Genomic DNA, 24,029 nt, shown 5'->3' with positions numbered 1-24,029 from the left:
GCTCTAGGCGGGGACCACCCCGTCGTCGTACGCGGACCAGAGCGCGGCATAGGGGCCGCCGGCCGCGACGAGCTCCTCGTGGGGGCCGTCCTCCACGAGGCGGCCCCCCTCCAGGACGAGGACGCGGTCCGCCCGGGCCGCCGTCGTCAGGCGGTGCGCGACGACGATCGTGGTGGGGGCGGCCGTCGCCGCCTCCACCGCGCGTCCCACCGCGGCCTCCGTGGCCAGGTCGAGCGCCGCGGTCGCCTCGTCGAGGAGCATCAGGTCCGGGCGGATGAGACGGGCCCTGGCCAGCGCGATCAACTGCCGCTGGCCCGCGGAGAGGTTCCGGCCGCGCTCGGTGAGCCGGTGTCCGTACCCCTGCGGCAGTCCCGCGATCATCCGGTGCGCGCCGACCTCCTCGACGGCCGCCCGCACCTCCGCGTCGGAGGCGCCGGGACGCCCGTAGGCGATGGCGTCGCGCACGGTCCCGCCGAAGAGGTACGCCTCCTGCGGGACGAGCCCGATCCGGCTCCGGTAGGCGACGCCGTCCATCGCGCGCAGGTCCACCGAGTCGATCTCGACGGCGCCGCCGGTCGGCAGATACATCCGGGCGATCAGCTTGAGCAGGGTCGACTTCCCCGCGCCGGTCGTGCCGACGACGGCGACCGTCTCCCCGGCGCCGATCCGGGCGCTGACCCCGTCCAGGGCCCGCTCGGCGCCGCCCTCGTACGCGTAGTGCAGGTCCTTCAGCACCACCTCGCCGCGCATCCGCCCGGCGCTGCCGAAGGTGGGCAGCGGCAGCGGGCGGTGCGGCTCGGTGACCGTCGGCCGCTCGCGCAGGAGTTCACGGCAGCGGCCGAGGCCGACGCGGGCCCGCTGGTAGCCGTCGAGGAGCTGCGAGGCATTGCGGATCGGGCCGAAGACCAGGCCGACGTAGAGCAGGAAGGCGACGACGGTGCCGGTGCTGGCCGCGCCGTCCGCGACCCGCCACGCGCCGACGCCGAGGATGAGGGCGGTGGTGGCGTCGGAGAGGAACTCCACGGCGGAGAAGAACCAGGCGAGCGAGCGCTGGGAGTGCATCTGGAGGACCCGCTGCTCCTCGGCGAGGACGTGGAAGCGGGCGGCGCTGCGGTCCTGCCTGCGGTACGCCTGGGTGACCCGCACCCCGTCGATGGCCTCCTGGAACGCGCTGTTGAGGTCGCCGAGCTGGGTGCGGGCGCGGTCGTAGCGGCGCTTGGAGACCCGCCCGTACCACCAGCAGGCGACGGCGAGCACGGGGACGACGGCGAGGACCGTGAGGGCCAGGCCGGTGTCGAGGGCGAACATCACCGCGAGCACCCCGGTGAACAGCAGGACGCTGACGACCGAGTCGAGCAGCCCGTTCTGCAGGAACTCCCCGATCGCGGCGACGTCGCTGACCATCCGGGTGACGGCCGCGCCGCCGGACTCCCGCTCGAAGTAGTCGAGGCCGAGCCGCTGAAGATGGGCGAACATCTTGACGCGCAGCTCGTACAGGATCCGCTCGCCGGTCCGCGCGATGGCCCGCATCTCCCCCGCGAAGACCAGCCAGTTGGCGACGGCGGTGGCCAGCAGGGCGCCGGCGACGGCGGTGAGCGCGGCCCCGTCGTGGCGCCGCACCCCGAGGTCGATCGCGGCACTGACCAGGCGGGGAGCGAGCATCAGCAGGGCGGTGTCGGCGAGCAGCAGCAGGCCGATGGCGAGCAGCCGGGCCCGGTAGGGGCGCAGCAGCCGGCCCAGGGTGAAGCCGGGGTCGGCGGCGCGGGCGCGGGCCTCGTCGACCTCGGGCTCGCGCGCGGGGACGCCGTCGGGTGCGGGCTGCGCGGCCGACGGCGGGACGGGTCCGGCCGGTACGGGCTCGGCGCCGGTCTCCGCCCTGAACTCCCCGAGCATCAGCTCCCGGTAGCGCGGGCAGCGGGCGGTGAGTTCGTCGTGCGTGCCGGTGTCGAGGACGCGGCCCGCCTCCAGGACGGCGATGCGGTCGGCGAGGCGGAGCGTGGAGCGGCGGTGGGCGACGAGCAGGACGGTGCGGCCCGCCAGCTGGTCGCGCAGGGAGGCGAGGACGGCCGCCTCGACCTTCGGGTCGACGGCGGAGGTGGCGTCGTCCAGGACGAGGATGCGCGGGTCGGTGAGCAGCACCCGTGCCAGCGCGAGCCGCTGCCGCTGGCCGCCGGACAGGGTCTGGCCCTGGGCGCCGAGCACGGTGTCGTAGCCGTCGGGCAGGGCGCGGACGAACCCGTCGGCCTGCGCGGCCTCGGCGGCGGCGCGCACCTCGGCGTCGGTGGCGTCGGGCCGGCCGAAGCGGATGGTGTCGCGCACGCTCTCGGAGAACAGCAGGCTCTCCTCGAAGGCGATGCCGACGGCCGCGCGCAGCGAGTCCAGGCGCAGTTCCCGTACGTCGGTGAGCGCGCCGGCGGGTCCGATCCGCACGGCGCCGGAGTCCGCGTCGTACAGCCGCGCGAGCAGCGCGCCGACGGTGGACTTGCCGGAGCCGGAGGCGCCGACCAGGGCGAGGACCTCGCCGGGGGCGAGGGTGAGGTCGAGGCCGTCGAGGGCGGGGGCGGCACCGGACGCGCCGGGTTCGTGGGCGAAGGTCACCCCCTCGAAGGCGACGCCGAGCGGTCCGTCGCCGACGGCGGTGGCGTGCGGCCGCTGGGCCACCTCCACGTCGGCGTCGGCGAGTTCGAAGATCCGGACGAGTCCCGAGCGGGCCTCCTGGGCCTGTCCGACGACGGTGGAGAGCATCCGGACCGGGCCCATCATCGCGGCCAGGTAGGTGGTGAAGGCGACGAAGGTGCCGAGGGTGATGTCGCCGCGCACGGCGAGCCAGCCGCCGAGCAGGACGACGCCGAACCGGGCGGTGCCGGGGAGCAGTTCGCCGAGCAGGCCGGCGTAGCGGGCGGCGAGGTAGCGCCGGTGCACGCGGGCGGCGAACAGGCCCCGGGCCAGTCCGGCGTAGCGCTCCGTCTCGGCGTCCTCCTGGGCGAAGCCCTTGACGACGCGGACGCCCGCGATGTTGGACTCGACGGCCTCGGACGTCTCTCCGGTGCGCTCCTGGACGGCGCGGTCGGCGGGGTAGATCCGATCCCGGGAGTGCCGGGCGAGCAGCGCCATCGGCGGGACGACGGCGAGGGCGACGCAGGCGAGCAGCGGGGAGAGGGTGAGCATCACGGCGAGGGTGAGCAGCAGCGTCAGCCCGTTCTGCGCGAGCAGGGGGAGCGATCCGGTGAGGTCGCGCACGACGGCGACGTCGTTGACGGCGCGGCTGAGGACGTCGCCGGAGCGCAGACGGTCCAGGCGGCGGCCGTCGATGCGCTGGATCGCGTCGTGCAGGAGCAGGCGCAGGTCGCGCTCGACGCCCCACTGGATCTTGCCGGCCCACCAGCGGCGGACCCAGGACGCGGCGAACTGGGCTGCCGCCACCGTCAGGAGCAGGGTGATCCAGGGGGCGGCCTCGTCGTGTCCCCCGACGACGACTCCGTCGACGAACCGGCGGATGATCAAGGGGGTCGTGGTGGTGAGCAGGACTCCGGCCACGGCGCCCGTGCAGGCCAGGGCCACGGCCTTCGGCCTGGCCCAGCACATTGCGGCGAACCGGCGCAGCCACTCCTTGCTTCCGCTCGCCATCACGCGTCGCCCTTCTCCTCACCCACGGCCCCAAACCGAAGCAATCTGGCAGCTCAGCCCCGCCCCGGGCAACCGATTTTCGCTCGTGGGCGGGGCTCGGGCGGTTCTTCGGGCGCGGCCCGGTGGGGCTTCTCGCGCAGTTCCCCGTGCCCCTGAGGCCGGCTCCGCCGCGCCTCTCTTGATGAGATGGCGCACGAAGTGCGCATCTCAGGGGCGCGGGGAACTGCGCGACCAGCCACGACGGTGGCGCACCCGACCGACGGTCCAGGGGCGCGGGGAACTGCGCGGCCAGCCCCCACCGGCCGTCAGGCGGAGGGTGGCGGTCCGGGCGGGGTCACCACGGTGACCCCGGATCCAAGCGTCCCGCCCTCCCCCATGGCGGCCAGCGCCCCCGCCGCATCCTCCAGCCCCACCACCGACGTCACCAATAACTCCGGCCGGACAACCCCGCCCCGCACCAACTCCAGCATCCCCGGATAGGCATGCGCGGCCATCCCATGGCTGCCCAGCACCTCCAGCTCCAGCGCCACCACCCGCCCCATCGGCACCACAGGATCCTCGGCCAGCAACCCCACCTGCACATGCCGCCCCCGCCGCCGCAACGACCCCACCGACGCCGCACACGTCACCCCCGCCCCCAACGCGTCCAGCGACAGATGTGCCCCGCCCCCGGTCAGCTCCCGCACGGCCCCCGCCACGTCCGCGCCGGCCCCGGCGTCGACACAGGCGACGGCCCCGAACCGGCGGGCCAGTTCCAGCGCCCCGGCGGAGACGTCGACGGCCACCACGCGGGCCCCGGCCGCCGCCGCGATCATCACGGCGGAGAGGCCGACGCCCCCGCACCCGTGCACGGCCACGAACTCCCCGGCCGCGACCCGCCCCTGCTGCACCACGGCCCGGTAGGCGGTCGCGAACCGGCAGCCGAGCGAGGCCGCCGTCGTGAACTCCATGTCCTCGGGCACCGCGACGAGGTTCACGTCGGCGTGGTCCAGAGCCACGTACTCGGCGAAGGAACCCCAGTGGGTGAATCCGGGCTGCGTCTGCCGCTCGCACACCTGCTGGTCCCCGGCCGCGCACGCCGCGCACCGCCCGCAGGCGCACACGAAGGGCACGGTCACCCGGTCCCCGACCCGCCAGCCGCGCACGTCCGCGCCCACCTCCGCCACGACCCCGGCCAGCTCGTGCCCGGGCACGTGCGGCAGCACGATGTCCGGGTCGTGCCCCATCCAGCCGTGCCAGTCGCTGCGGCAGACCCCGGTCGCCGCCACCCGGACGACGACCCCGTGCGGCGCGGCCACCGGGTCCGGCACCTCCCGCACCTCGGCCCGTTCCCCGTACCGTTCAAAGACAACCGCGCGCATGTGCCCGCCCTCTCCGTCAGCCGATGATCTTCGCCCTCGTCACCCCACGCCACGAGCCGCCGTCGCACAAGCCCCGCCGCTCCGGGTTCACCACGACTCGGCCCCCTTGACCGGCCCCTGCGGCAGCGCCCGTTCCCCCTTGCCGGCCCGCAGCTTCAACCCGACCAGCGGGAACACCAGTACGGAGACCATCGCGGCGCCGACCAGGGCGGCCGCCACGTCCGTGGGCAGCGCGCCGTCGTCCACACCGATGGTGGTGATGGCGACGACGAGCGGCAGCGCGGTCGAGGAGAAGAAGGTGAGGGCGAACCGGTCGCGGCCGATCAGGTCGGCCGGCGCGAAGGCGTACACCGGCAGGCCGCGCACCACGAGGAACAGGGCGAGGAAGACCGGCACCAGGAGCAGCGCGGTGCCGCCGTCGAGCAGCGCCTGCAGGTCGAAGTCGATCCCCGTGACGACGAAGAAGACCGGCACCAGGAACCCGAAGCCCATGGCCTCCACCTTGCCGAGCACCTCGTCGGCGCTCTCGGGTGCGGCGCCGTGCAGCACGAGCCGGACGATCATCCCGGCGGCGAACGCCCCGAGCAGCGTGTCCACCCCGAGCACCTGCGAGAGGCCGAGCATCAGCGCGAGCAGCAGCACCACGAGCCGTACCGCGAACTGTCCGCTGCTGTGCAGGGTCTTGGCGATGACCCGCGAGAACCACGGCGGCCGCGGCCGCATCGCCCACAGCACGGCGAGGGCGGTGAGCGCGGCGAAGGCCAGCAGGAGCAGCGCCGAGTCGAGCGGCGAGCGCCCGCTGAGCAGCAGTGCCATGGCGATGATCGGCCCGAACTCGCCGACCGCGCCGAACGCCATCAGCACGCTGCCGAACCGCGAGTGCAGATCACCGGAATCGCGCAGGACGGGAAGGATGGTGCCCAGGGCCGTGCTGGTGAGGGCCGTGCCCACGTACACCCCGCGCGCGTACGACCAGTCGGCGAGCGCGATGGCGAGCACGAGCCCGACGGCGAGCGCGACGGCCCAGGCCCAGAGGGACCGCTTGAGGGTGCTGCCGCGGATCTTGTCGAACTCGATCTCGTACCCGGCGAGGAAGATCAGCATGGCGAGCCCGAGGTCGGAGAGCGTGTCCACGACCTCTCCGTGACTGGTGGCCCAGCCCAGCACGTCGGGGCCGACCAGGATGCCCAGCAGGATCTCGAAGATCACCAGCGGAACGGGCAGCCAGCGCCCGACACCGTAGGCCAGGAGCGGCGCCAGGACCGCGATGGTCATGATCAGAATGAGCGTCCCAGGCTGCGACATAGCGGCTGTCTACCATAGGATTCCGGCAAATCACCCATAAGCACTGTCAGTTGCAGGGAAGTCGGAGGACCACCGTGGCGAACCACCAGCCCTCCGGGGCACCGCAGGCGCGGATCCCGCAGCAGCCCGCACCGCCGGGACCCCAGATCCGCAGCGGACTCTGGCGGCGCTGCCTGTGGGGCGGCCTGGCACTGTGGGTCCTGACGGCGGTGGTCACGTACGCCACGAAGAACACCACCCTGCTGCCCACCCTCATCCTGCTCGGCAGTTTCCTCGTGCCGGCGGTCTTCGTCCTGTGGGCGTACGAGCGTCACGGCCGCGACCTGGGCGTGAACCTGATCCTGGGCTGCTTCCTGATCGGCGGCATCCTGGGCGTGCTCGGGGCCTCGGTCATGGAGTACTACCTCGTGCACCCGTCCGTCTGGATGTTCGTCGGGGTCGGCCTGATCGAGGAAGCGGTCAAGCTGGCCGCCCTGATGTACGTGCTCCACCGCCATCCGCGCGTCAGCGGCCTGCGCGCCGGGCTGATCCTGGGCGCCACGGTCGGCTTCGGCTTCGCGGCGTTCGAGAGCGCGGGGTACGCGTTCAACGCGGCGGTCACCATGAAGGGCATCGACCTGCGCTCCCTGCTGGAGACGGAGGTGCTGCGCGGCCTGCTCGCCCCGTTCGGCCACGGCCTGTGGACGGCGATCTCCGGCGCGGTGCTGCTCTCCTTCCGCCGGCCGAACGGCCGCTACCGGTTCACGGCCCCGGTCGTCCTCACCTACCTCGGTGTCTCCCTGCTGCACGCCCTGTGGGACTCGATGCACGGCATCGCGCTGTGGCTGGTGGCCCGGCTGACCGCCACGGGCCTGGACCGCAGCCTCTTCGCGCAGGGGTACCTGCCGGAGCCGACCGACGCCCAGAAGCATCTCTTCACGCTGTTCTCGATCGGCGGGCTGGTCCTGGTCTCGCTCTTCGGCCTCTCCTGGGCACGTTCGCTCGCGCGGCGCGATCCTTCTTGGAAAAATACCCCCTAGGGGTATAGGGTCGTGCGCGTCAGACGATGCCGGGGGTACCCGGCACCCAGTACTCCACGCCCCTCCAGGAGAACGACATGAGCGCCCACACCGAGCTTCCGCAGATCGACGCCGAGTCGGCCGGTTCCTGCTGCGGCGGCGCGTGCCACTCGGACGCCGCCGCCTCGGCCGCCGAGGGTGCCGTCACCGCCGTCTACGAGGTCAAGGGCATGACCTGCGGCCACTGCGAGGGCGCGGTGAGCGGCGAGCTCTCCGAGCTCGACGGCGTCGCCTCGGTCACGGCGGCCGCCGCCACCGGCCGGGTCACGGTCGTCTCCGCGGCCCCGCTCGACGAGGAGGCGGTCCGCGCCGCGGTCGACGAGGCCGGTTACGAGCTCGTCGGCCGGATCTGACCCCCGGCCGGGGGTCCGCTATGGCGTTCTCATCCGTGTTTGTGGTCACAAACAGCGTTCGAGTTCGCAAGTTCACCTAGTTACGCCTGGACCTCCACACAATCCACACGGCACAATTGCAGTACTCCCACGCAGGAGCCGATATCCCCATATCGGTCCTCTTGCGCACGCACAGGACATATGCAAGAGACGCAGATCACACCGATCCGAACGTAACCCTTTGCAGGTCCCGTGAGTCTAAGGAGGCGATGCAGGAACGTCTTGGGGGGCGTTTCCGTATCGAGCGGGCCCGTCTTGGGGGACGGATCCGAATGCGTTGGCCGGGGCACGTGCACCGGGGAAGCTTGAGCGGCCCACCCGGTCGTACGTGCTTCGGCGACCGACGCACCACAGACGCCCGGCCGGATCCCGTGGGGGGAATCCGAACCGGGAAAAGGAAAGCGCCCCGACTGTCGGCCCGTGGGGGGACTGACAGCGGGGCGCTTTCTACTACGCCTTCGCGATACCGCGCCCCCGAAGGGGCGCGGGGAACTGCGCGAGCAACCACGACGGGGCCGCGGCGAACACCCGACCGCACCGGTCACGGCGCGATCGTTCACCGGGCCCCGGGCGGAGCGTCTAGCGCTGCTCCACCGGAACGAAGTCGCGCTCGACGACGCCGGTGTAGATCTGGCGCGGGCGGCCGATGCGCGACCCGGGCTCCTTGATCATCTCGTGCCACTGGGCGATCCAGCCCGGGAGACGGCCGAGGGCGAAGAGCACCGTGAACATCTCGGTCGGGAAGCCCATGGCCCGGTAGATCAGGCCGGTGTAGAAGTCGACGTTCGGGTAGAGCTTGCGCTCGACGAAGTAGTCGTCGGCCAGCGCGTGCTCTTCCAGCTTCAGCGCGATGTCCAGCAGCTCGTCGGACTTGCCGAGCGCGGAGAGGACGTCGTGCGCCGCCGCCTTGATGATCTTCGCCCGGGGGTCGAAGTTCTTGTAGACGCGGTGCCCGAAGCCCATGAGCTTCACGCCGTCTTCCTTGTTCTTCACCTTGCGGATGAAGGTGTCGACGTCGCCGCCGGAGGCCTGGATGCCTTCCAGCATCTCCAGGACCGACTGGTTGGCACCGCCGTGCAGCGGACCCCAGAGGGCCGAGATGCCCGCCGAGATCGACGCGAACATGTTGGCCTGCGAGGAGCCGACCAGACGCACGGTGGACGTCGAACAGTTCTGCTCGTGGTCCGCGTGCAGGATGAGCAGCTTGTCGAGCGCGGAGACGACGACCGGGTCCAGCTCGTACTCGGCGGCCGGCACCGAGAAGGTCATGCGCAGGAAGTTCTCGACGTAGCCGAGGTCGTTGCGCGGGTAGACCACCGGGTGGCCCTGCGACTTCTTGTACGCGTAGGCCGCGATCGTCGGGAGCTTGGCGAGAAGGCGGATCGTCGAGAGGTGGCGCTGCTTCTCGTCGAACGGGTTGTGGCTGTCCTGGTAGAAGGTGGACAGCGCCGAGACGACCGACGACAGCATGGCCATCGGGTGGGCGTCGCGCGGGAACCCGTCGTAGAACCGCTTGACGTCCTCGTGCAGCAGGGTGTGCTGCGTGATCTCGTTCTTGAAGGTGGAGAGCTCGTCCACGGTGGGAAGCTCGCCGTTGATCAGCAGGTAGGCCACCTCCACGAAGGTGGAGCGCTCGGCCAGCTGCTCGATCGGGTAGCCGCGGTAGCGGAGGATGCCCTCTTCGCCGTCCAGGTAGGTGATCGCGGATTTATAGGCGGCGGTGTTGCCGTATCCGCTGTCGAGGGTCACCAGTCCTGTCTGGGCCCGGAGCTTCCCGATGTCGAAGCCCTTGTCGCCGACGGTGCTGTCGATCACCGGGTAGGTGTACTCGCCATCGCCGTACCGCAGTACTACAGCCTTGTCGTTGTGCTCGCTCACGTCTCGTCCCTCACCGACGTAGTGCCTCTTCTTCGAGGTGCCCTGACTGTCTCTACCATCCCCCACTTGGCCCAGCAGAGTGCACTCGGGGTCGTCCATTGGACCGAATGGCGGCACTCAGTGCCGCCAGCCTGCCCATCCTGCCCCCTATCACCCTGGTTCCGGAAGTAGCCTGTGACGTTTGCGACTCATTTGATCGATCAAATCTTTTGAGGAGTCCTGCCCGCCAGCCGGAAATCCAGCGCAGTACAGCGCCTACCCGCCGAAACCGTGCGCACCGCCTGTGCCAGCGCCTTCCGCGACCCGACCAGCACGACCAGCTTCTTGGCGCGCGTGACGGCCGTGTAGAGGAGATTGCGCTGGAGCATCATCCACGCGCTCATGGTGACCGGGATGACGACGCAGGGGTACTCGCTGCCCTGTGAGCGGTGGATGGTGACGGCGTAGGCGTGGGCCAGCTCGTCCAGTTCGTCGAACTCGTACTCGACCGGCTCGTCCTCGTCCGTGAGGACGGTGAGCTTCTGCTCGTCGGTGTCGAGTGCGGTGACGACGCCGACCGTGCCGTTGAAGACACCGTTCGCCCCCTTCTCGTAGTTGTTGCGGATCTGGGTGACCTTGTCGCCGACGCGGAAGACCCGGCCGCCGAACCGCTTCTCGGGCAGGTCGGGGCGGGCGGGGGTGACGGCCTGCTGGAGCAGCGCGTTCAGATTCCCGGCGCCGGCCGGGCCGCGGTGCATGGGGGCCAGCACCTGGACGTCCCGGCGGGGATCGAGACCGAACCGGGCGGGGATGCGGCGGGCGGCGACGTCGACGGTGAGCCGCCCCGCCTCCTCGGTGTCCTCCTCCACGAAGAGGAAGAAGTCCTTGAGGCCCTGGGTCAGCGGAGGCGTACCGGAGTTGATGCGGTGGGCGTTGGTGACGACGCCGGACTCCTGGGCCTGGCGGAAGATGCGGGTGAGGCGGACGGCGGGGACGGGGCTGCCGTCGCTGAGCATGTCGCGCAGCACCTCGCCCGCGCCGACGCTCGGCAGCTGGTCCACGTCCCCCACGAAGAGCAGGTGGGCGCCCGGCGGCACGGCCTTGACCAGCTTGTTGGCGAGGAGGAGGTCGAGCATCGACGCCTCGTCGACCACGACGAGATCGGCGTCGAGCGGCCGGTCCTTGTCGTACGCGGCGTCGCCGCCCGGCTTGAGTTCGAGCAGCCGGTGGACGGTGGAGGCCTCGGCGCCGGTCAGCTCGGCGAGCCGCTTGGCCGCCCGCCCGGTCGGCGCGGCGAGCACCACCTTGGCCTTCTTCGCGCGGGCCAGCTCCACCACGGACCGCACGGTGAACGACTTGCCGCAGCCGGGGCCGCCGGTCAGCACGGCGACCTTCTCCGTCAGCGCCAGCCGGACGGCCGCCTCCTGCTCGGGCGCGAGCGTCGCCCCGGTCCGGTCGGCGAGCCAGGACAGGGCCTTGTCCCAGGCGACGTCCCGGAAGGCGGGCAGCCGGTCGGTGTCGGTGCGCAGCAGCCGCAGCAGCTGGGCGGAGAGCGAGAGTTCGGCCCGGTGGAAGGGGACGAGATAGACGGCGGTGACCGGCTCCCCGTGCTCGCCGGGGACCTGCTCCCGTACGACGCCGACCTCGCCGGAGTCCTCGTCGGGCTCGGCTAGCGCGGCCAGGCACTCGATCACGAGCCCCGTGTCGACCTGGAGCAGCTTCACCGCGTCGGCGATCAGCCGCTCCTCGGGCAGGAAGCAGTGGCCCTGGTCGGTGGATTGCGACAGGGCGTACTGCAGACCGGCCTTGACGCGCTCGGGGCTGTCGTGCGGGATGCCGACGGACTGGGCGATGCGGTCGGCGGTGAGGAAGCCGATGCCCCAGACGTCGGCGGCGAGCCGGTACGGCTGGTTCTTCACGACGCCGATGGAGGCGTCCCCGTACTTCTTGTAGATACGGACGGCGATGGAGGTGGAGACGCCGACCGACTGCAGGAAGACCATCACCTCCTTGATGGCCTTCTGCTCCTCCCAGGCGTCGGCGATCTTCTTCGTCCGCTTCGGGCCGAGCCCCGGCACCTCGACGAGGCGCTTCGGCTCCTGCTCGATGATGTCGAGGGTGTCGAGCCCGAAGTGCCGGGTGATCCGGTCGGCGAAGACCGGCCCGATGCCCTTGACCAGGCCCGAGCCGAGATAGCGGCGGATGCCCTGGATGGTGGCGGGCAGCACGGTCGTGTAGTTCTCCACGGTGAACTGCTTGCCGTACTGCGGATGGGAGCCCCAACGGCCCTCCATCCGCAGCGACTCCCCCGCCTGCGCCCCGAGCAGCGAGCCGACGACGGTGAGCAGGTCGCCGCCGCCTCTGCCGGTGTCCACGCGCGCGACGGTGTACCCCGTCTCCTCGTTCGCGTACGTGATCCGCTCGAGGACCCCCTCGAGCACCGCCATGGAGCGCGCCCCCGCCGCCTGATCGGTCATGATCCGACGGTAGCGGTGCGCACTGACAGCGCGGGAGGCCCCCGGCGGTCCCGGCCCGCGATGAGTTCTGCGCCGCCGCCCGGTCATACCGGCGACAACCCGCACACGGGACCGTGATCGACACAGGAGCGCCGCCGAGATGACCACCACCCCCGCCGTCAAGGGCCCCGCCAGTTACTTCCCGTCCATCGAGAAGAAGTACGGGCAGCCGATCGCCCACTGGCAGGACCTCATCCGGTCCTCGCCGCTCACCAAGCACATGGAACTGGTGGGCTGGCTCAAGAGCGAGCACGGGCTCGGGCACGGGCACGCCAACGCGCTGGTCGCGCACACGCTCGCCGAGGGGCGCGCCGGGAAGTGAGCCCGGCGGGCGCTCCCGGAACTCACCGGGAGGGCCGCGCGTTGGTGGACACGTCCGCCGTACGCGCCCCTGGCCCGAGGGAGTTCCGTGTCCGACAACGCCACCGCCGACGCCACCGCCACCACCGACGCCACTGCCACCGCCCTGCCCCCGCTGCCGTCACCGGCCGTCCAGGCCGAGCGGCTGGTGGAGCTCGGCGTCCACGAGATCGCGGGGCTCGACGCCGCCGCACTGCGCGACTTCGCCCGGGCGGCCGGGGAGACGGCCGGCGAGGGCGCCCTGCTCGCCGTGCACCCGGACCGGGCGCCCGCCTCCGCCCTCGCACCGCTGCTACGCCGCGACGACAGGGCCGGGTTCGTCGTCGTCGACATGACGGACGTCGACCTCTTCGCGCCGGTCGACGCCGTCACGGACCTGCCCGACGCGCCGCTCTATCTCGTCGACCGCCCGGACCGGGGCGACGAGATGGCCGACTGGAGCCCGGACGAGGCGCTTGCCGCGCTCACCGGGCGGGGCCGCACTCCCCTGCTGCTCACCGAGGGCATCCACTGGGTGCTCCAGCAGCCCGCGGCCCTGGACCGCAATCACTGCTTCATGACGATCGGCTCGCGGCTGCGCAGGGCGAACGGGTCGCTGGACGCGCGCACCCCCGCGATCTGGATCAGCAACGGCACGGGGCGCGACGGCCGCGAGCGGCGCGGGGCGCCGAAGGTCGGCTGGTGCTGGGCCGGGAACCGGCACACGTGGTTGGGGTTCGGGTCGACGGGTGGGCGCGCGTGACCGCGTGATCCCGTCCTGAGCGGCGCCGCTCCCCCGCCCTTTCCCGCTGCCCCCGGACTGACGAGGATCGCTCCGGGGGCAGCGGGGCGGGGAGCATCCGACCGGCTTCGGCCGCCGATGCGGGTCAGCTCTTCCGCTGCTCCTTGGCGAGCCGGTCGGCGCGTTCCCGTCGGGACCGGGCCATGACGTTCACGGCGCTGCCTGCGCCGTGGCCGGGAGTCGTCTCTCCCTTGCGGAGCCTGCCGGCCAGTGCGCGGACCTGCCGGTCGTCGGGACCGCGGTCGAGGTAGAACAGCGACTCGTCGACCCGGGCGTCGTCACCACCCCACCTCACGACACCCCCGCAGTCGGCGAGGATGTCGCGCAGCACGATCTCCTGGAGCGGGAAGAGGCTTCCCTTCGCGGCCGCACCCGGGCGGACCCGCACCGCCGTGCCGGAGGCGAGATTCGATTCCGGCAGCTTCTCGTCCATGCTGCCGATCGCCTGCCAGCCGGCCAGATCGACGCGGTGGAGCTGCTCGACCTCGTAGTGAAAACGTCTGACGACGTGGAGCAGGATCGCCTCCGCGTCCCCGATGCGGACGTCGATGCTCAGCCCCGTGCCGGGCACCGGCCGGGTCCACACGGTCGAGACGTGGTTCGCCTCCTTCTCCAACGGCCAGCCGTTGGCGGAGGTGGGCACGTCGGCGGCCTCGGCCGACGCGGCCGACGCGGTCTTGCTCGGCGCGGCCGTCGCCACGCCCGGGGTCAGGGAGGTGATGGCTGCCGCGGTGGTGATGACGCCCGCGTGGGCCAGTACGGTCCGCCTGGAAAAGCCGGGTATATCGCGCTGCACGTCTTCGATTCCCTTCATGGTGAAATGATGATGAGTGCCGTGGTCGGCAGGAGAGTTCCCAAGGCGCTGAGCAGCCAGTAGGTGCGTGGGGTGAGCAGGCTCCGGCGTGCGAGGGGCCGGTTGACGGCCGACCAGAGCAGTCCGTAGAGGACGACGACCGGCACGATGATCACCAACCAGAGCGCCATGCCGTCGTTCTCCTCCGCCGGCGGCCCCGACACCCGGCTCGCCGCGAGGAACCACAGCAGCCAGATCGGCACCACCGCGGGGATACCGAGAAGCAGATTCGCCACCAGGGCCGTCGGCCACCGTCTGGTCATCTCTCCAGCCTTCTTCCGTGCTTGTGCTACGCGCCGCGCGACAAGGCGTTGTAGTTCTCCAGGACCCGGTACAGACCCATCAGTTGCGATCCGTACTGCTCGGCGTCCGGGCCCGTTCCGTTGTACCGGCCGAGCACGGCTTCCGTGACGTGGTCGTCGCTGGTGAGGTCCGGGCGCGGGATGCCGAGCAGCTCCGAGTTGAAGATCAGTGTGTAGGCGACGGAGCGGATGTTGTACTCCTGGTCGTCGTGGAGCTGGTTCCACACGGTCTTCAGGTCGGCCGCGTTGTCGTAGTCCATCGGCGTGCCGCTGATGATGCCTTCGCCGATGCAGTAGTTGCGGGCCATGATGGCCGTCTTGGCGAAGATCTGTCCCCAGCCGGTGCTGCAGTCGTCCTTCTCACCGGCCTTGACGGCGGCGTCGGCGATGAAGTCCAGGGGATTGAGTTTGCGCAGCTCCCACATGACCGGAGCCTGGATCAGGGCCTTGCGGATCTTGAGCGTGCGGGCCAGTGAGGTGAAGAGCGCGTCCGCGTCCACGACCGCGTTGTAGGCCTCGGTGGTGGAGATCCCGCCGAGGGTGGCCCAGTCCGAGTCCGTCCAGCCGTCGCCGCCGGTCTCGGGGACACCGATCGACTTCAGGTAGTTCTTCACGTCGGTCAGCATGGAGGCGCGGTACGCGTCCGTGTCGAGGTCGGTGTCGATGCCGTAGAACGGGATGGGGGCGTCGAAGTCGCCCTGACCGGTGTCGCGGCCCGAGGCGATGTTGTTGTCGATCTCGATGTATCCGCTGCCCGAGCCCACCGTGATGGTGGATATCTGGTCGAACGACCACTTGGAGGGCAGCGGGTAACCGAGGTTGCCGGAGAAACCGCTGGACATGTCGGAGACCATGCACACGGACGCGTACCCGGCGTCGATCACGCGCTGGCACACGTTGCGCGCACCGTAGATGCCGACGTTGTACTGGGAGTTCTCGCTGATGGTGCGGGTGACGGCACGGAAGTGCGGGACGACGTACGAGGTGACCTCACCGTCCATCGCGTCGTAGTCGACCGCGAAGTAGATGACGGTGCCGGCCTTGAACCCGTGGAAGCGGGCCCAGTTGATGGCTTCGACGGCGTCCCTGGTGCCCTGCGTGGTGCTGAAGTAGTCGGCCGAGCGGCTCCACGTCTGGTAGATCGGGTAGCAGCGCAGCCCGGCCTGCTTGATGTCGTAGAGCTCACCCGTCTGGATCTGCTTCTCCGGGAGATCACCGTCGGGGTACGGGTTGTAGAGGTAGCGGCCCACGTACGCGTAGCCGGCCGCCTTGAGCGCCGCGCCCTTCTCCGGGGTGATCCTGGTGACGCCGTCGCAGGCCGTGCCCTTGCGCGACTGGTCGCCGTAGGACACCAGCAGGGACGCCCAGGTGGAGAAGTCTCCCGCTCCGGTGGCGGGAAGGCCGCTGAAGGTCTGGAACGCCACCACGGCCTGACGCACGGATTCGGTGAAGTTCCCGAACGCCACGGTGTTCTTGTTCAGCACCATGGCCGCCGTGAAGAGCTGCGCCCACACACCGGTCGCGTTGCTGGAGACGGAGACGGTGTGGGACTTCAGGCCGGACTGGGTTCCCGGTCCGAAGACGCCGTTCGCCACGCCGTCCGCCATGCCCAGTTCGAACTGGATGGCGAACAGCATCGACTTGGCGACGTCGCGGGAGTGGTAGCCGTCGCAGGGAATGATGTAGAAGTCCTTGCGCAGCACGTACCGGCCGTTGAGCCACTGCTGGATGGCGCGGACGGTGTCGGAGCCGCCGCTGATCGTGACGTAGGCGTCCATGTTGAACAGGCCCTTGGCGGTCTTCGGCCACAGGGAGCTGCCCGGATAGGTGCCGGCCACGCCCATGTTCTGGTGCAGCTTGGCGACGGCCGCCTTGACGCGGTCGTTGTAGACGCCGTCGATGTCGCCGCCGTCGTACCCCTTGCAGTACAGGGCGGACTGGATGATCCGGCAGAAGTTGGCCGAGGGGATCGTCGTGTCGTCGAGCTTGCCGTACTTGGAGCCGATGGTGGACAGGGTCGTCGGGCCGAAGGCGTCCGACAGCGCGGTGATGCCCATTTCGTACTGCAGTGCCCGGGTGAGGGCGTACATGACCGGCCAGCCGGTCTTTCCGTCCTCGTCGAGCTTGGATATGCCGAGTGTCGCGCCGTTGCCGTAGGTCGTGTTGATGAACTTCTGGGCGCGAAGCACCATCTCGTCAGCCATCTTGCCCTCTCGTCTCTCGGTTGGGCGGAGCTCCCGGGCCGGGACGCTCCGCTGGAAATCGGCTGCCGGGTCAGCGGGTTCGCACCGGCCGCCGGCGGAAGTCCTCCTGGTGCGGTGTCACCGGCGCAGGGCCTCGACGGGCTGGACACGGCTCGCCCGCCACGACGGGTACAGGCCGGCCAGCAGCCCGGTGCCGAGCCCCAGGACCGGGGCCACGCCGAGGGTCACGGGGTCGAGGACCGGGGTCCATTCGTTGTGGAGCGAGACGCCCACGACGACGGCGGTGCCGAGCGAGGTGCCGGCGATGCCGCCGAGCAGGCCGAGCGCGGCGGACTCGGTCAGGAACTGCCAGGTGATGTGCCGGGCCCGGGCTCCGAGCGCGCGCCGCAGACCGATCTCGCCGATGCGCTCCATGACCGCGATCAGGGTGGTGTTGGCGATGCCGACCGCGCCGATGAAGAGGCAGACGATCGACAGCAGGAGGAACAGCTCTCCCAGATCGCCGCCGACGGCGTTGCGCAGGGCTTTGGGGTTGGGCGGCGGAACAGCGCGCAGGTAATCGGGGTGGTCCGGTCGCAGGGCGAGAGCGGCCTGGTCCGCGACCTGCGCGGCCGCGCCCAGGTGGGTGGAGATGAGCATCTTGGCCCGCTCGTCCTTCGGGGGCCCCCAGATCCGCTCGGCCGGTGTCCTCGGAACGACGATGGACAGGAGCAGGTCCGGCTTGCGTCCGACGTCGTCGAAGATGCCCATCACGGTGAAGGCGGTGTCACCGATGAAGATCGCCGGCTGGGTGCGCAGGGTGGTGATGCCGAGCCGGGCGGCGGTGGCCGAACCGATCACGGCCACCGACTGGTTGTGGGTGTCGTGGAAGGCGTCGTAGGCACGTCCCTGCACGAAGTGCGGCTTGGCGGCCTTCAGGACTCCCGGCGAGGCCGCGACGACCGGTGTCTGGGACACGGCGCCGTTGAGGTCTCCCACCGGGGAGGACCGGACGGTCTCGTCGGGGGCGAGGCGGACCTTCCAGTACACGCCGGCCGCCTCGACGCCGTTGACGCGGCCCATCGTGGCGTCGGCGTTCTCGGGGAACGCCAGAGGTACGCGGTCGGCGTCGTCGCCGCCGGTGTCCTCCACGGTCACCTCGGTGGCGGTCAGGCGATTGAAGCGGGTGTCGATCTGCGCGGCCGCGGTGCCGGTGAGCCCCAGCACCGCGATGAAGGCGCCCACGCCCAGGACGGTGCCCAGGGACGTCAGCGCCGAACGCGCGGGACGCTGCACGACACCGGCCACGGCTTCGGCGAGCAGGTCGCGCAGTGCGAACCGGGAGCGCGCGGCGGCACGGCCGTTGGCGGTCGCTTCCGGCCGGTCCCGTCGGCGGCGGGGCTTCACCATGCCGCTCCCGCCCCGGCGCGTGCGGCTTCCGTGAGGACCCCGTCGCGGATGGTCAGCATGCGCTGCCCCCGTTCGGCGACGTGCCGGTCATGGGTGATGACGAGCACGGTCATCCCCTCGCCGTGCAGTCGACCGAGCAGATCGAGGATGGACGCGGCGGTGTCGCTGTCCAGATTTCCTGTCGGTTCGTCGCACAGCAGCAGGGCCGGCTCGGCCACCAGGGCTCTCGCGATGGCCACGCGCTGGCGCTCGCCGCCGGACAGCTGGGTGGGCAGCGCGTGCGCCCGGTGCGCCAGACCGACGCGGTCCAGGACGTCCGCGGCCTTCGTGCGGCGGACACGGCGAGGAGTGCGCTGGTACACCATGGCCAGTTCGACGTTCTCCTGGGCCGTGCGATGAGGCAGCAGGTGGAAGGCCTGGAACACGAAGCCGATCTCTCTCCCGCGCAGGGCGGCGCGGCGGCTGTCGTTCACCGTCGAGGTGTCCACCCCGTTGAGGCGGTAGACGCCCCGGGTCGGGTTGTCGAGCAGTCCGAGCACGTTGAGCAGGCTGGACTTGCCCGATCCCGAGGGCCCCACGATCGTGACGAACTCACCCTTCTCGACCCGCAGTCGGCAGGGGTGGAGTGCGGTGACGGACGGTGGGCCGGGGTAGGTGAGCCCCAGGTCCTCCAGGGAGATGACGGCGGCCCTGTCCGGATGCGGCGTGGTCATTCGTCCCCCGCCGTACGCGTCGCGTCCTCTCCGACCACGACACGGTCGCCGGTCGAGACCGCTCCGGGTTCCCGCGGCGTGATCTGCACGTAGCCGTCCGCCGTCATCCCGGTCTCGACCTCGACGCGCCGCTCGTGCTGCCCGCGGCGCACGGTGACCGTCGTCCGTCCGTCCTCTCCGGCGGAGACCGCGGACGTGGGGACGGACAGCACCGCCTCCTGCGAGGACGCGGCCGTGATGGTGAGCCGCACGTCCTCACCCGCCAGGTCGGCGGGCAGCCGCCCCGACGGCTTGATCCGGATCGCGTAGCTGTCGCCGCTCGCCTGCTCCGCGCCCTTCTCCGGCTTGGTCGGCTTGTCCGCGACCGACTCGATCGTGCCCGTGGCGCGGGCGCCGGTGACCTCGGAGGCGATGGACACCTGCTGTCCCGGCTTCACCAGCCCCTTGACGTCCGGGCCGACGGAGCCGTCGACCATCATGGCTCCGGCCGCGATGGAGAGCAGGTCGCCGTCGGCCTCGTCCCCGACCTGGGCGGACACCTGGTCCACCTGGGCCGGCTCGGCGCGCACGTACGCGATCTCTGCCATCGGCACGACGACCTGGGAGACCGGCGCCGACTGCGGGTCGGCGGTGGTCCCTCCGGTCTCGGCGCTCCCCGCGTCGGGCTGCGCGGTCCCGGCCTTCGGCGTCGCCGCGGGAGCGCCCTGTTCTGTCGCCGGCGTGAACTGATGGGCCTGGTAGAAGAGGGTCACGGCGCGTTCCGTACCTGAGCCGAAGGTGCCGGCGCCGTCGCTTCCCGAGGGGTAGCCGAGGTCGGCCAGCGCCTGCTGCAGCTGCTTCACGTCGTCGCCCGTGCTGCCGGGCTTGAGGTCCCGGTAGGCGGGAAGCTCGCCCTTGAGGACGAAGACCGGGCGGCCGGAGACTTCCAGCAGCAGCTGCCCCATGCGCAGCGACGCCCCTTCCTTCACCGCCACTCTCGTGACCACCGCGCGCCCCGCGTCCTTCTCCCCCGCGCCTCTGCCCGACACGTCGACCTGCTGGGACGCGGCGACCTTGCCGCGCGTGATGACCGTCTCGGACAGCACCTTCTTCTGAGCGGCAGCGGTCAGCACGCTCGCGACAGGCGGGCGGGTGTCGGCGGCGGCCTGCGCGGGCGACTTGATGAACGAGGCGGCGACCACACCGGCGACGGTGAGGACCACCGAGCCGGCGATCACGAGCAACAGGACACGTCGGCGGCGCCCCAGTCCGTCCTGCCGCCGACGCGACCGGGTCTCCCGGTGCGGGGCAATCTCTTCAGCCACGGGTCGCCTCTACTTGCCCTTGACGATCTTCGAGGCCTGGCGCACCGCGGAATCGATCGTCTTCCGTTCCGCCGACAGCTCTTCGGCGTGGTCCTCGGCGGCCTGCTTCTGCAGTGCCGACTCGGCCTGGAACCAGATCCGGGCGACGTCCGTCTTCTGCCGGCACGTGATGTCGGCGGTGGCGGTGGAGATCTCCTCCGACGTCACCTTCTCGCCGCTGAACCTGGGGTCGTCGCTCGCGTCCAGCGGCTTCGCGTAGTCGTAGCCGCTGCGCTTCATGCACGCGGACCAGTCCGCGAACGCCTTGACCACCTTGGGGTCCTGCTGGGACTTCGCGAAGGCCGCGTTGGCCAGCTCGAGCGCGGTCCGTGCCTGCAGTGCCGCAGTGGCGACGCCCCGGTTGGCCTCCCCCACGCAGCCGCCCTCGGGAACCGTCTTGCCGTCGACTTCCTTGATGCGCCCGTCGAGTGCGCGTGCGTCCGGTCCGTCGGACGTCGTGCCGTCGACCGCACCCTTGTCGACAGCCGCGTCATAGGCCGCCTGTTCCTGCGCGTCCGCCTTGTACCCGCGCTCCTTGGCCAGCGCCATGTCATGGATGCCGTAGCGCCAGTCCGTCAGCGTCTTCGGCCCGACCTTCGGCAGTTCGGGCGCGGGAACCCACGTGAAACCGAACCCCTTCATGCAGTCGCCGATCGCAATCTTCCGCGCCTGCGACAGCTGGCCCTGCTCCTCGGCCGAGGGCATGTAGGCCTGCAGGGGGAGCACCCACCTGGCCGGGTCCTTCGAGTCGAAAGAAGCGGACTCCGTTTGCGAGTCCGATGACGATGAACATCCTGCGAGCAAACACACCGCGGCGACAGCTACTGCGGCGATGCTCGAAAACCTAGCGCGCATGTGGGCTTTCCAAAATGAGTGGGGGAAATGAGCAGTCGGGTGCCCGCCTTTGCGGGCACCCGCGTTTTTTTAGAGGCTCACCCACTGGAACGAGGCGTTTTCGTTGTACGTGGCGTCGAGCTGGTTCACCGTGCCCACGATGTAATCCGTGGCGCCCTTGTAACCGCTGTTGTAATAGAGCGCACCGGTGTAGGTCGCGTGCGAGTTGCGCGCGGACGCCGCGTTGTTCTTCACGTGCTGGCCACTGCCGCTGCTCCGGAACCCGCAGTAGGTGAGCGGGCTGTACCCCGTGCCGTCCTCGACCGAGTCGAAGTCGTAGACCGCGTAACCGATGTTCCGGTAGTCGCCCGCGAGGTTCGAGTTGTAGAAGATCCGGAATTTGAAGGTGTTCGAAGAGTCGTAATTGCAGCCGAACCAATAGTTGTTGTAGTCGTTGCCCGCCGCAGATGCCGGCGTGGCCATGCCGGCTCCGACGGCCGCGGCCATCGTCACTGCCATGACGGCCTTCTTCAGGTGACGCATTAACCCTCCCCTTGTTTCTGCGCACGCCAGAGAAGCACAAGCCTCCGCACGCTTCGAGAATGCGAGCCAGGAATGCGCAGCACTAACTGGTATGGACCTCAGTACACACAGGGGCGTGAAACTTTTCAAGAGGTTGTGAAAGCACCCAGGAATTCGTGACGTTCCCAAGTTTTTACCCGGCGGCGTACAACCATCGGCGGAACCGGATCGCCGGTGTGGCGATTTGCCTGTATCGGGCAGCGATAAGGACGACCAATGGCCTTGAAGTGGGCATCTGGTTCAATCTCCCTATGGGAGGCCGTGTGGGGGCATTGACGGACCGACCGCAAGCGCTTCACTCCGCTCCCACCTGCGGAGACGAGAAGATCACGATCTGGGAACAAAGGCGTGTCGGAGCCCCGCGTCGCGCCCCGCCCGCCGGGCATACGCCGACAACCAGGACGTCTTCGCCCGCCCTGGAGCTCCGGCCCGGATCGGAACGCTCGTCGAATTCGCCGGGGCGCGTCGCGCCGTCGGTTCCGTCAACACCCGGACACAAGAAGGCTGTTGACCAGATCGAATCCGCGCGGCCGGGGCGGGCCAGGACCGGCGGTCCGGCGCACCACTGATCACGGTCGCCCAGGGCCTGTCCGGCGGGTCAGGTCGCAGCCGGTCGGCCCGCGCATTTCCGTGCTGGTGAGCGGGCGACTTCACCGGCGGTTCACGAATGCCCCGTCACCCGGGGCCGGCCCGGCCGGACTTGTCGCGAGCGCGGAACGCGCGGGCCCGCGATGCGCCCCGGCCGCCCTAGATCCCGCCCATCGGCTCCGGATCCACCCGCACCGGCGTCCCCCACACCCGCACCACCTCGTAGTCCGTGAACTCGTGGACCAGGCGGTACGCCATCGCCGCGTCGGGGCGGCGGCGCTGGGCCGCGAGGTAGAGGTCCGCCTCGCGGCGGTCGTGGCGGGGGGCGCCGCACAGCTGCCACACCTGGCCGTTCCACATCTCCGGGATCCAGCGCTGCTGGGGCTGGGGGCGGTCCTCGCGCGTGCCGTAGCGCGACATGACCGGGCGGTCGGCGGTCGGGCGGGGGGCCGGGCCGCCGTAGTCCCCGGAGATCTGCGAGCGGTGGGCCTTGCGGCGGCGGGTCTCGCACAGCAGGCACAGGTCGGGGGCCGAGGTCTCGACCGGGCCGTACGGATGCTCCTTGCAGCGGGTCGACGGCTTCTGGCCCGTCGTCGCGTCGTCGAGCCGGTCGAGCGCGCGCGTCAGGTCACCGCGCACCTCGTGGAGCACGTCGTCCGGGGTGTCGGCAGTCAGCTTCTCGCCGTGCTCCCCGAGCACACGCAGGGCGCGGCCGAGTGCGGTGAGCTGCGCGTGGTTCACGGTCCTGTGCTCCCTCTCCGGGGTGTCGGGCTTGCGGCTTCCACCATCGCACGCGGCACCGACATCTCCCCCGCTCCCATCACGATCCGGTCACGACAACCGGAACAGGGGTTGTCAGCAAGCCGTGTAATCGATTCCAATCCCTCATGTAATCGATTCCATGCACATGTGCGTCCCACCACGGCCACATGAGCCCCACTGCCACCCAGAGGGAGCCGCTCGATGGCGAGCATCAAGGACGTCGCGGCCGCGGCCGGTGTCTCCGTCGCCACGGTGTCCCGGGTGCTCAACAGCCACCCGTCCGTGAGCCCGGACGCCCGGACGCGCGTGCTGGCGGCCGTGGCGTCGCTCGGCTACCGGCCCAACGCCGTGGCCCGTTCCCTGCGCACCGACCAGACCCGCACGCTCGGCCTCGTCATCAGCGATGTGCTGAACCCGTACTTCGGGGAGCTGGCCCGTTCTGTCGAGGAGGAGGCGCGGGCCCTCGGCTACAGCGTGATCATCGGGAACGCCGACGAGCGCCCCGACCTCCAGGACCACCATGTGCGCACCCTGCTGGACCGGCGGATCGACGGACTGCTCGTCTCCCCCACCGACGGCGGCTCTCCGCTGATGCTGGACGCCGCCCGGGCCGGCACCCCCATGGTCTTCGTCGACCGCTGGATCGCGGGCGTCGACGTGCCCGTCGTGCGCTCCGACGGGCGGACGGCGGTGCGGGACCTCGTCGCGCATCTGCACGGGCTCGGCCACCGCCGCCTCGCGATCATCGCGGGCCCGGCCGCCACGACCACCGGCAGCGAGCGCGTCGACGCCTTCCGGGAGGCGCTCGCCCGTTACGAGATCGAGCTGCCGGACGCCTACATCGGGCAGGGCGACTTCCAGGCGGAGAGCGGGCGGCGGGTGACGGAGGGGTTCCTGGACCTGCCCGAACCGCCCCAGGTCGTCTTCGCCGCCGACAACCTGATGGCGCTCGGCGCGCTGGACGCGATCCGCGCGCGCGGGCTGCGCGTTCCCGACGACATCGCGCTCGCCGCCTTCGACGACATCCGCTGGTTCGTGCACACCGATCCGCCGATCACGGCGATCGCCCAGCCGACCGGCGAGCTGGGGCGGGCCGCCGTGCGGGCCCTGGTGGACCGGATCGAGGGGCGCACCCCCGCCTCGGTCACCCTGCCCGCCGCGCTCGTCGTGCGCCGCTCCTGCGGCGCCCCCGCCTGACCCCC

Annotated in this window: 19 protein-coding genes; 5 read left to right on the top strand and 14 right to left on the bottom strand. The window is 70.8% G+C overall.

Translation table 11 applies throughout. The annotated features are described in order from the left end of the window. Window positions 1–3 precede the first annotated feature (3 nt). The 3 genes from ABT127_RS02730 to ABT127_RS02720 all read right to left on the bottom strand — a co-directional run bounded on the left by ABT127_RS02730 (window position 4) and on the right by ABT127_RS02720 (window position 6,293). A complete protein-coding gene (locus ABT127_RS02730; RefSeq protein WP_351444094.1) occupies window positions 4–3,627 on the bottom strand; it encodes an ABC transporter ATP-binding protein in 3,624 nt (1,207 codons plus the stop codon). Between the two features lie 305 nt (window positions 3,628–3,932). Continuing rightward, entirely contained in the window at window positions 3,933–4,988 is a 1,056-nt protein-coding gene (locus ABT127_RS02725) for an alcohol dehydrogenase catalytic domain-containing protein (protein WP_351444093.1), read from the bottom strand. A gap of 87 nt (window positions 4,989–5,075) precedes the next feature. After that, the gene (locus tag ABT127_RS02720) at window positions 5,076–6,293 is read right to left on the bottom strand and encodes a cation:proton antiporter (RefSeq protein WP_351444092.1); all 1,218 of its coding nucleotides are present in this window, start codon (window positions 6,291–6,293) and stop codon (window positions 5,076–5,078) included. A gap of 74 nt (window positions 6,294–6,367) precedes the next feature. Between ABT127_RS02720 and ABT127_RS02715 the strand changes: the two genes are divergently transcribed. Continuing rightward, window positions 6,368–7,312 carry a PrsW family intramembrane metalloprotease gene (locus ABT127_RS02715; RefSeq protein ID WP_351444091.1) on the top strand — a complete coding sequence of 315 codons (945 nt, stop codon included), beginning with the start codon at window positions 6,368–6,370 and terminating at the stop codon, window positions 7,310–7,312. 77 nt (window positions 7,313–7,389) lie between these two features. After that, the gene (locus ABT127_RS02710) at window positions 7,390–7,704 is read left to right on the top strand and encodes a heavy-metal-associated domain-containing protein (protein WP_351444090.1); all 315 of its coding nucleotides are present in this window, start codon (window positions 7,390–7,392) and stop codon (window positions 7,702–7,704) included. Between the two features lie 618 nt (window positions 7,705–8,322). Here the strand turns inward: ABT127_RS02710 and ABT127_RS02705 are convergent. Then, on the bottom strand, window positions 8,323–9,621 hold the full coding sequence (locus ABT127_RS02705) for a citrate synthase (RefSeq protein ID WP_111664704.1): 1,299 nt from the start codon (window positions 9,619–9,621) through the stop codon (window positions 8,323–8,325). Window positions 9,622–9,821: 200 nt separating this feature from the next. After that, window positions 9,822–12,077 carry an SF1B family DNA helicase RecD2 gene (gene recD2 / locus ABT127_RS02700; protein ID WP_351444089.1) on the bottom strand — a complete coding sequence of 752 codons (2,256 nt, stop codon included), beginning with the start codon at window positions 12,075–12,077 and terminating at the stop codon, window positions 9,822–9,824. 139 nt (window positions 12,078–12,216) lie between these two features. Between recD2 and ABT127_RS02695 the strand changes: the two genes are divergently transcribed. Together ABT127_RS02695 and ABT127_RS02690 are read left to right on the top strand one after the other, a co-directional pair. Then, window positions 12,217–12,438, top strand: coding sequence for a DUF4287 domain-containing protein (locus tag ABT127_RS02695; protein WP_351444088.1), 222 nt, complete (start codon window positions 12,217–12,219; stop codon window positions 12,436–12,438). An 87-nt stretch (window positions 12,439–12,525) separates the two neighbouring features. Then, a complete protein-coding gene (locus ABT127_RS02690; protein ID WP_351444087.1) occupies window positions 12,526–13,218 on the top strand; it encodes a DUF5701 family protein in 693 nt (230 codons plus the stop codon). Window positions 13,219–13,342: 124 nt separating this feature from the next. On the opposite strand, the gene ABT127_RS02685 is transcribed toward ABT127_RS02690, so the two are convergent. From ABT127_RS02685 to ABT127_RS02645, 9 genes are all read right to left on the bottom strand, one after another. Continuing rightward, window positions 13,343–14,071: a hypothetical protein gene (locus ABT127_RS02685; protein WP_351444086.1), complete on the bottom strand. Its 729-nt coding sequence runs from the start codon at window positions 14,069–14,071 to the stop codon at window positions 13,343–13,345. After that, on the bottom strand, window positions 14,068–14,373 hold the full coding sequence (locus ABT127_RS02680; protein WP_351444085.1) for a hypothetical protein: 306 nt from the start codon (window positions 14,371–14,373) through the stop codon (window positions 14,068–14,070). Before ABT127_RS02680 ends, ABT127_RS02685 begins: the two co-directional genes overlap by 4 nt. A 26-nt stretch (window positions 14,374–14,399) precedes the next feature. Further along, on the bottom strand, window positions 14,400–16,616 hold the full coding sequence (locus ABT127_RS02675) for a glycoside hydrolase domain-containing protein (RefSeq protein WP_351444084.1): 2,217 nt from the start codon (window positions 16,614–16,616) through the stop codon (window positions 14,400–14,402). 117 nt (window positions 16,617–16,733) lie between these two features. Continuing rightward, window positions 16,734–18,005: an ABC transporter permease gene (locus ABT127_RS02670; protein WP_351444083.1), complete on the bottom strand. Its 1,272-nt coding sequence runs from the start codon at window positions 18,003–18,005 to the stop codon at window positions 16,734–16,736. Continuing rightward, entirely contained in the window at window positions 17,999–18,718 is a 720-nt protein-coding gene (locus tag ABT127_RS02665; RefSeq protein WP_351444082.1) for an ABC transporter ATP-binding protein, read from the bottom strand. Before ABT127_RS02665 ends, ABT127_RS02670 begins: the two co-directional genes overlap by 7 nt. Further along, entirely contained in the window at window positions 18,715–20,022 is a 1,308-nt protein-coding gene (locus ABT127_RS02660; RefSeq protein WP_351444081.1) for a peptidoglycan-binding protein, read from the bottom strand. Before ABT127_RS02660 ends, ABT127_RS02665 begins: the two co-directional genes overlap by 4 nt. Before the next feature lie 9 nt (window positions 20,023–20,031). Next, window positions 20,032–20,787, bottom strand: a complete 756-nt coding sequence (locus tag ABT127_RS02655; protein ID WP_351444080.1) for a hypothetical protein — start codon at window positions 20,785–20,787, stop codon at window positions 20,032–20,034. Window positions 20,788–20,985: 198 nt separating this feature from the next. Next, window positions 20,986–21,414, bottom strand: coding sequence for a hypothetical protein (locus tag ABT127_RS02650; RefSeq protein ID WP_351444079.1), 429 nt, complete (start codon window positions 21,412–21,414; stop codon window positions 20,986–20,988). Window positions 21,415–22,224: 810 nt separating this feature from the next. After that, window positions 22,225–22,806: a hypothetical protein gene (locus tag ABT127_RS02645; protein ID WP_351444078.1), complete on the bottom strand. Its 582-nt coding sequence runs from the start codon at window positions 22,804–22,806 to the stop codon at window positions 22,225–22,227. Between the two features lie 222 nt (window positions 22,807–23,028). Here ABT127_RS02645 and ABT127_RS02640 point away from each other — a divergent pair, with 222 nt between their 5' ends. After that, window positions 23,029–24,024: a LacI family DNA-binding transcriptional regulator gene (locus ABT127_RS02640; RefSeq protein WP_351444077.1), complete on the top strand. Its 996-nt coding sequence runs from the start codon at window positions 23,029–23,031 to the stop codon at window positions 24,022–24,024. Window positions 24,025–24,029: the final 5 nt, after the last annotated feature.

It is taken from the genome of Streptomyces sp. NPDC001904 (assembly GCF_040297005.1).
GTDB lineage: Bacteria > Actinomycetota > Actinomycetes > Streptomycetales > Streptomycetaceae > Streptomyces.
This window is presented reverse-complemented; position numbering and strand designations above follow the sequence as displayed.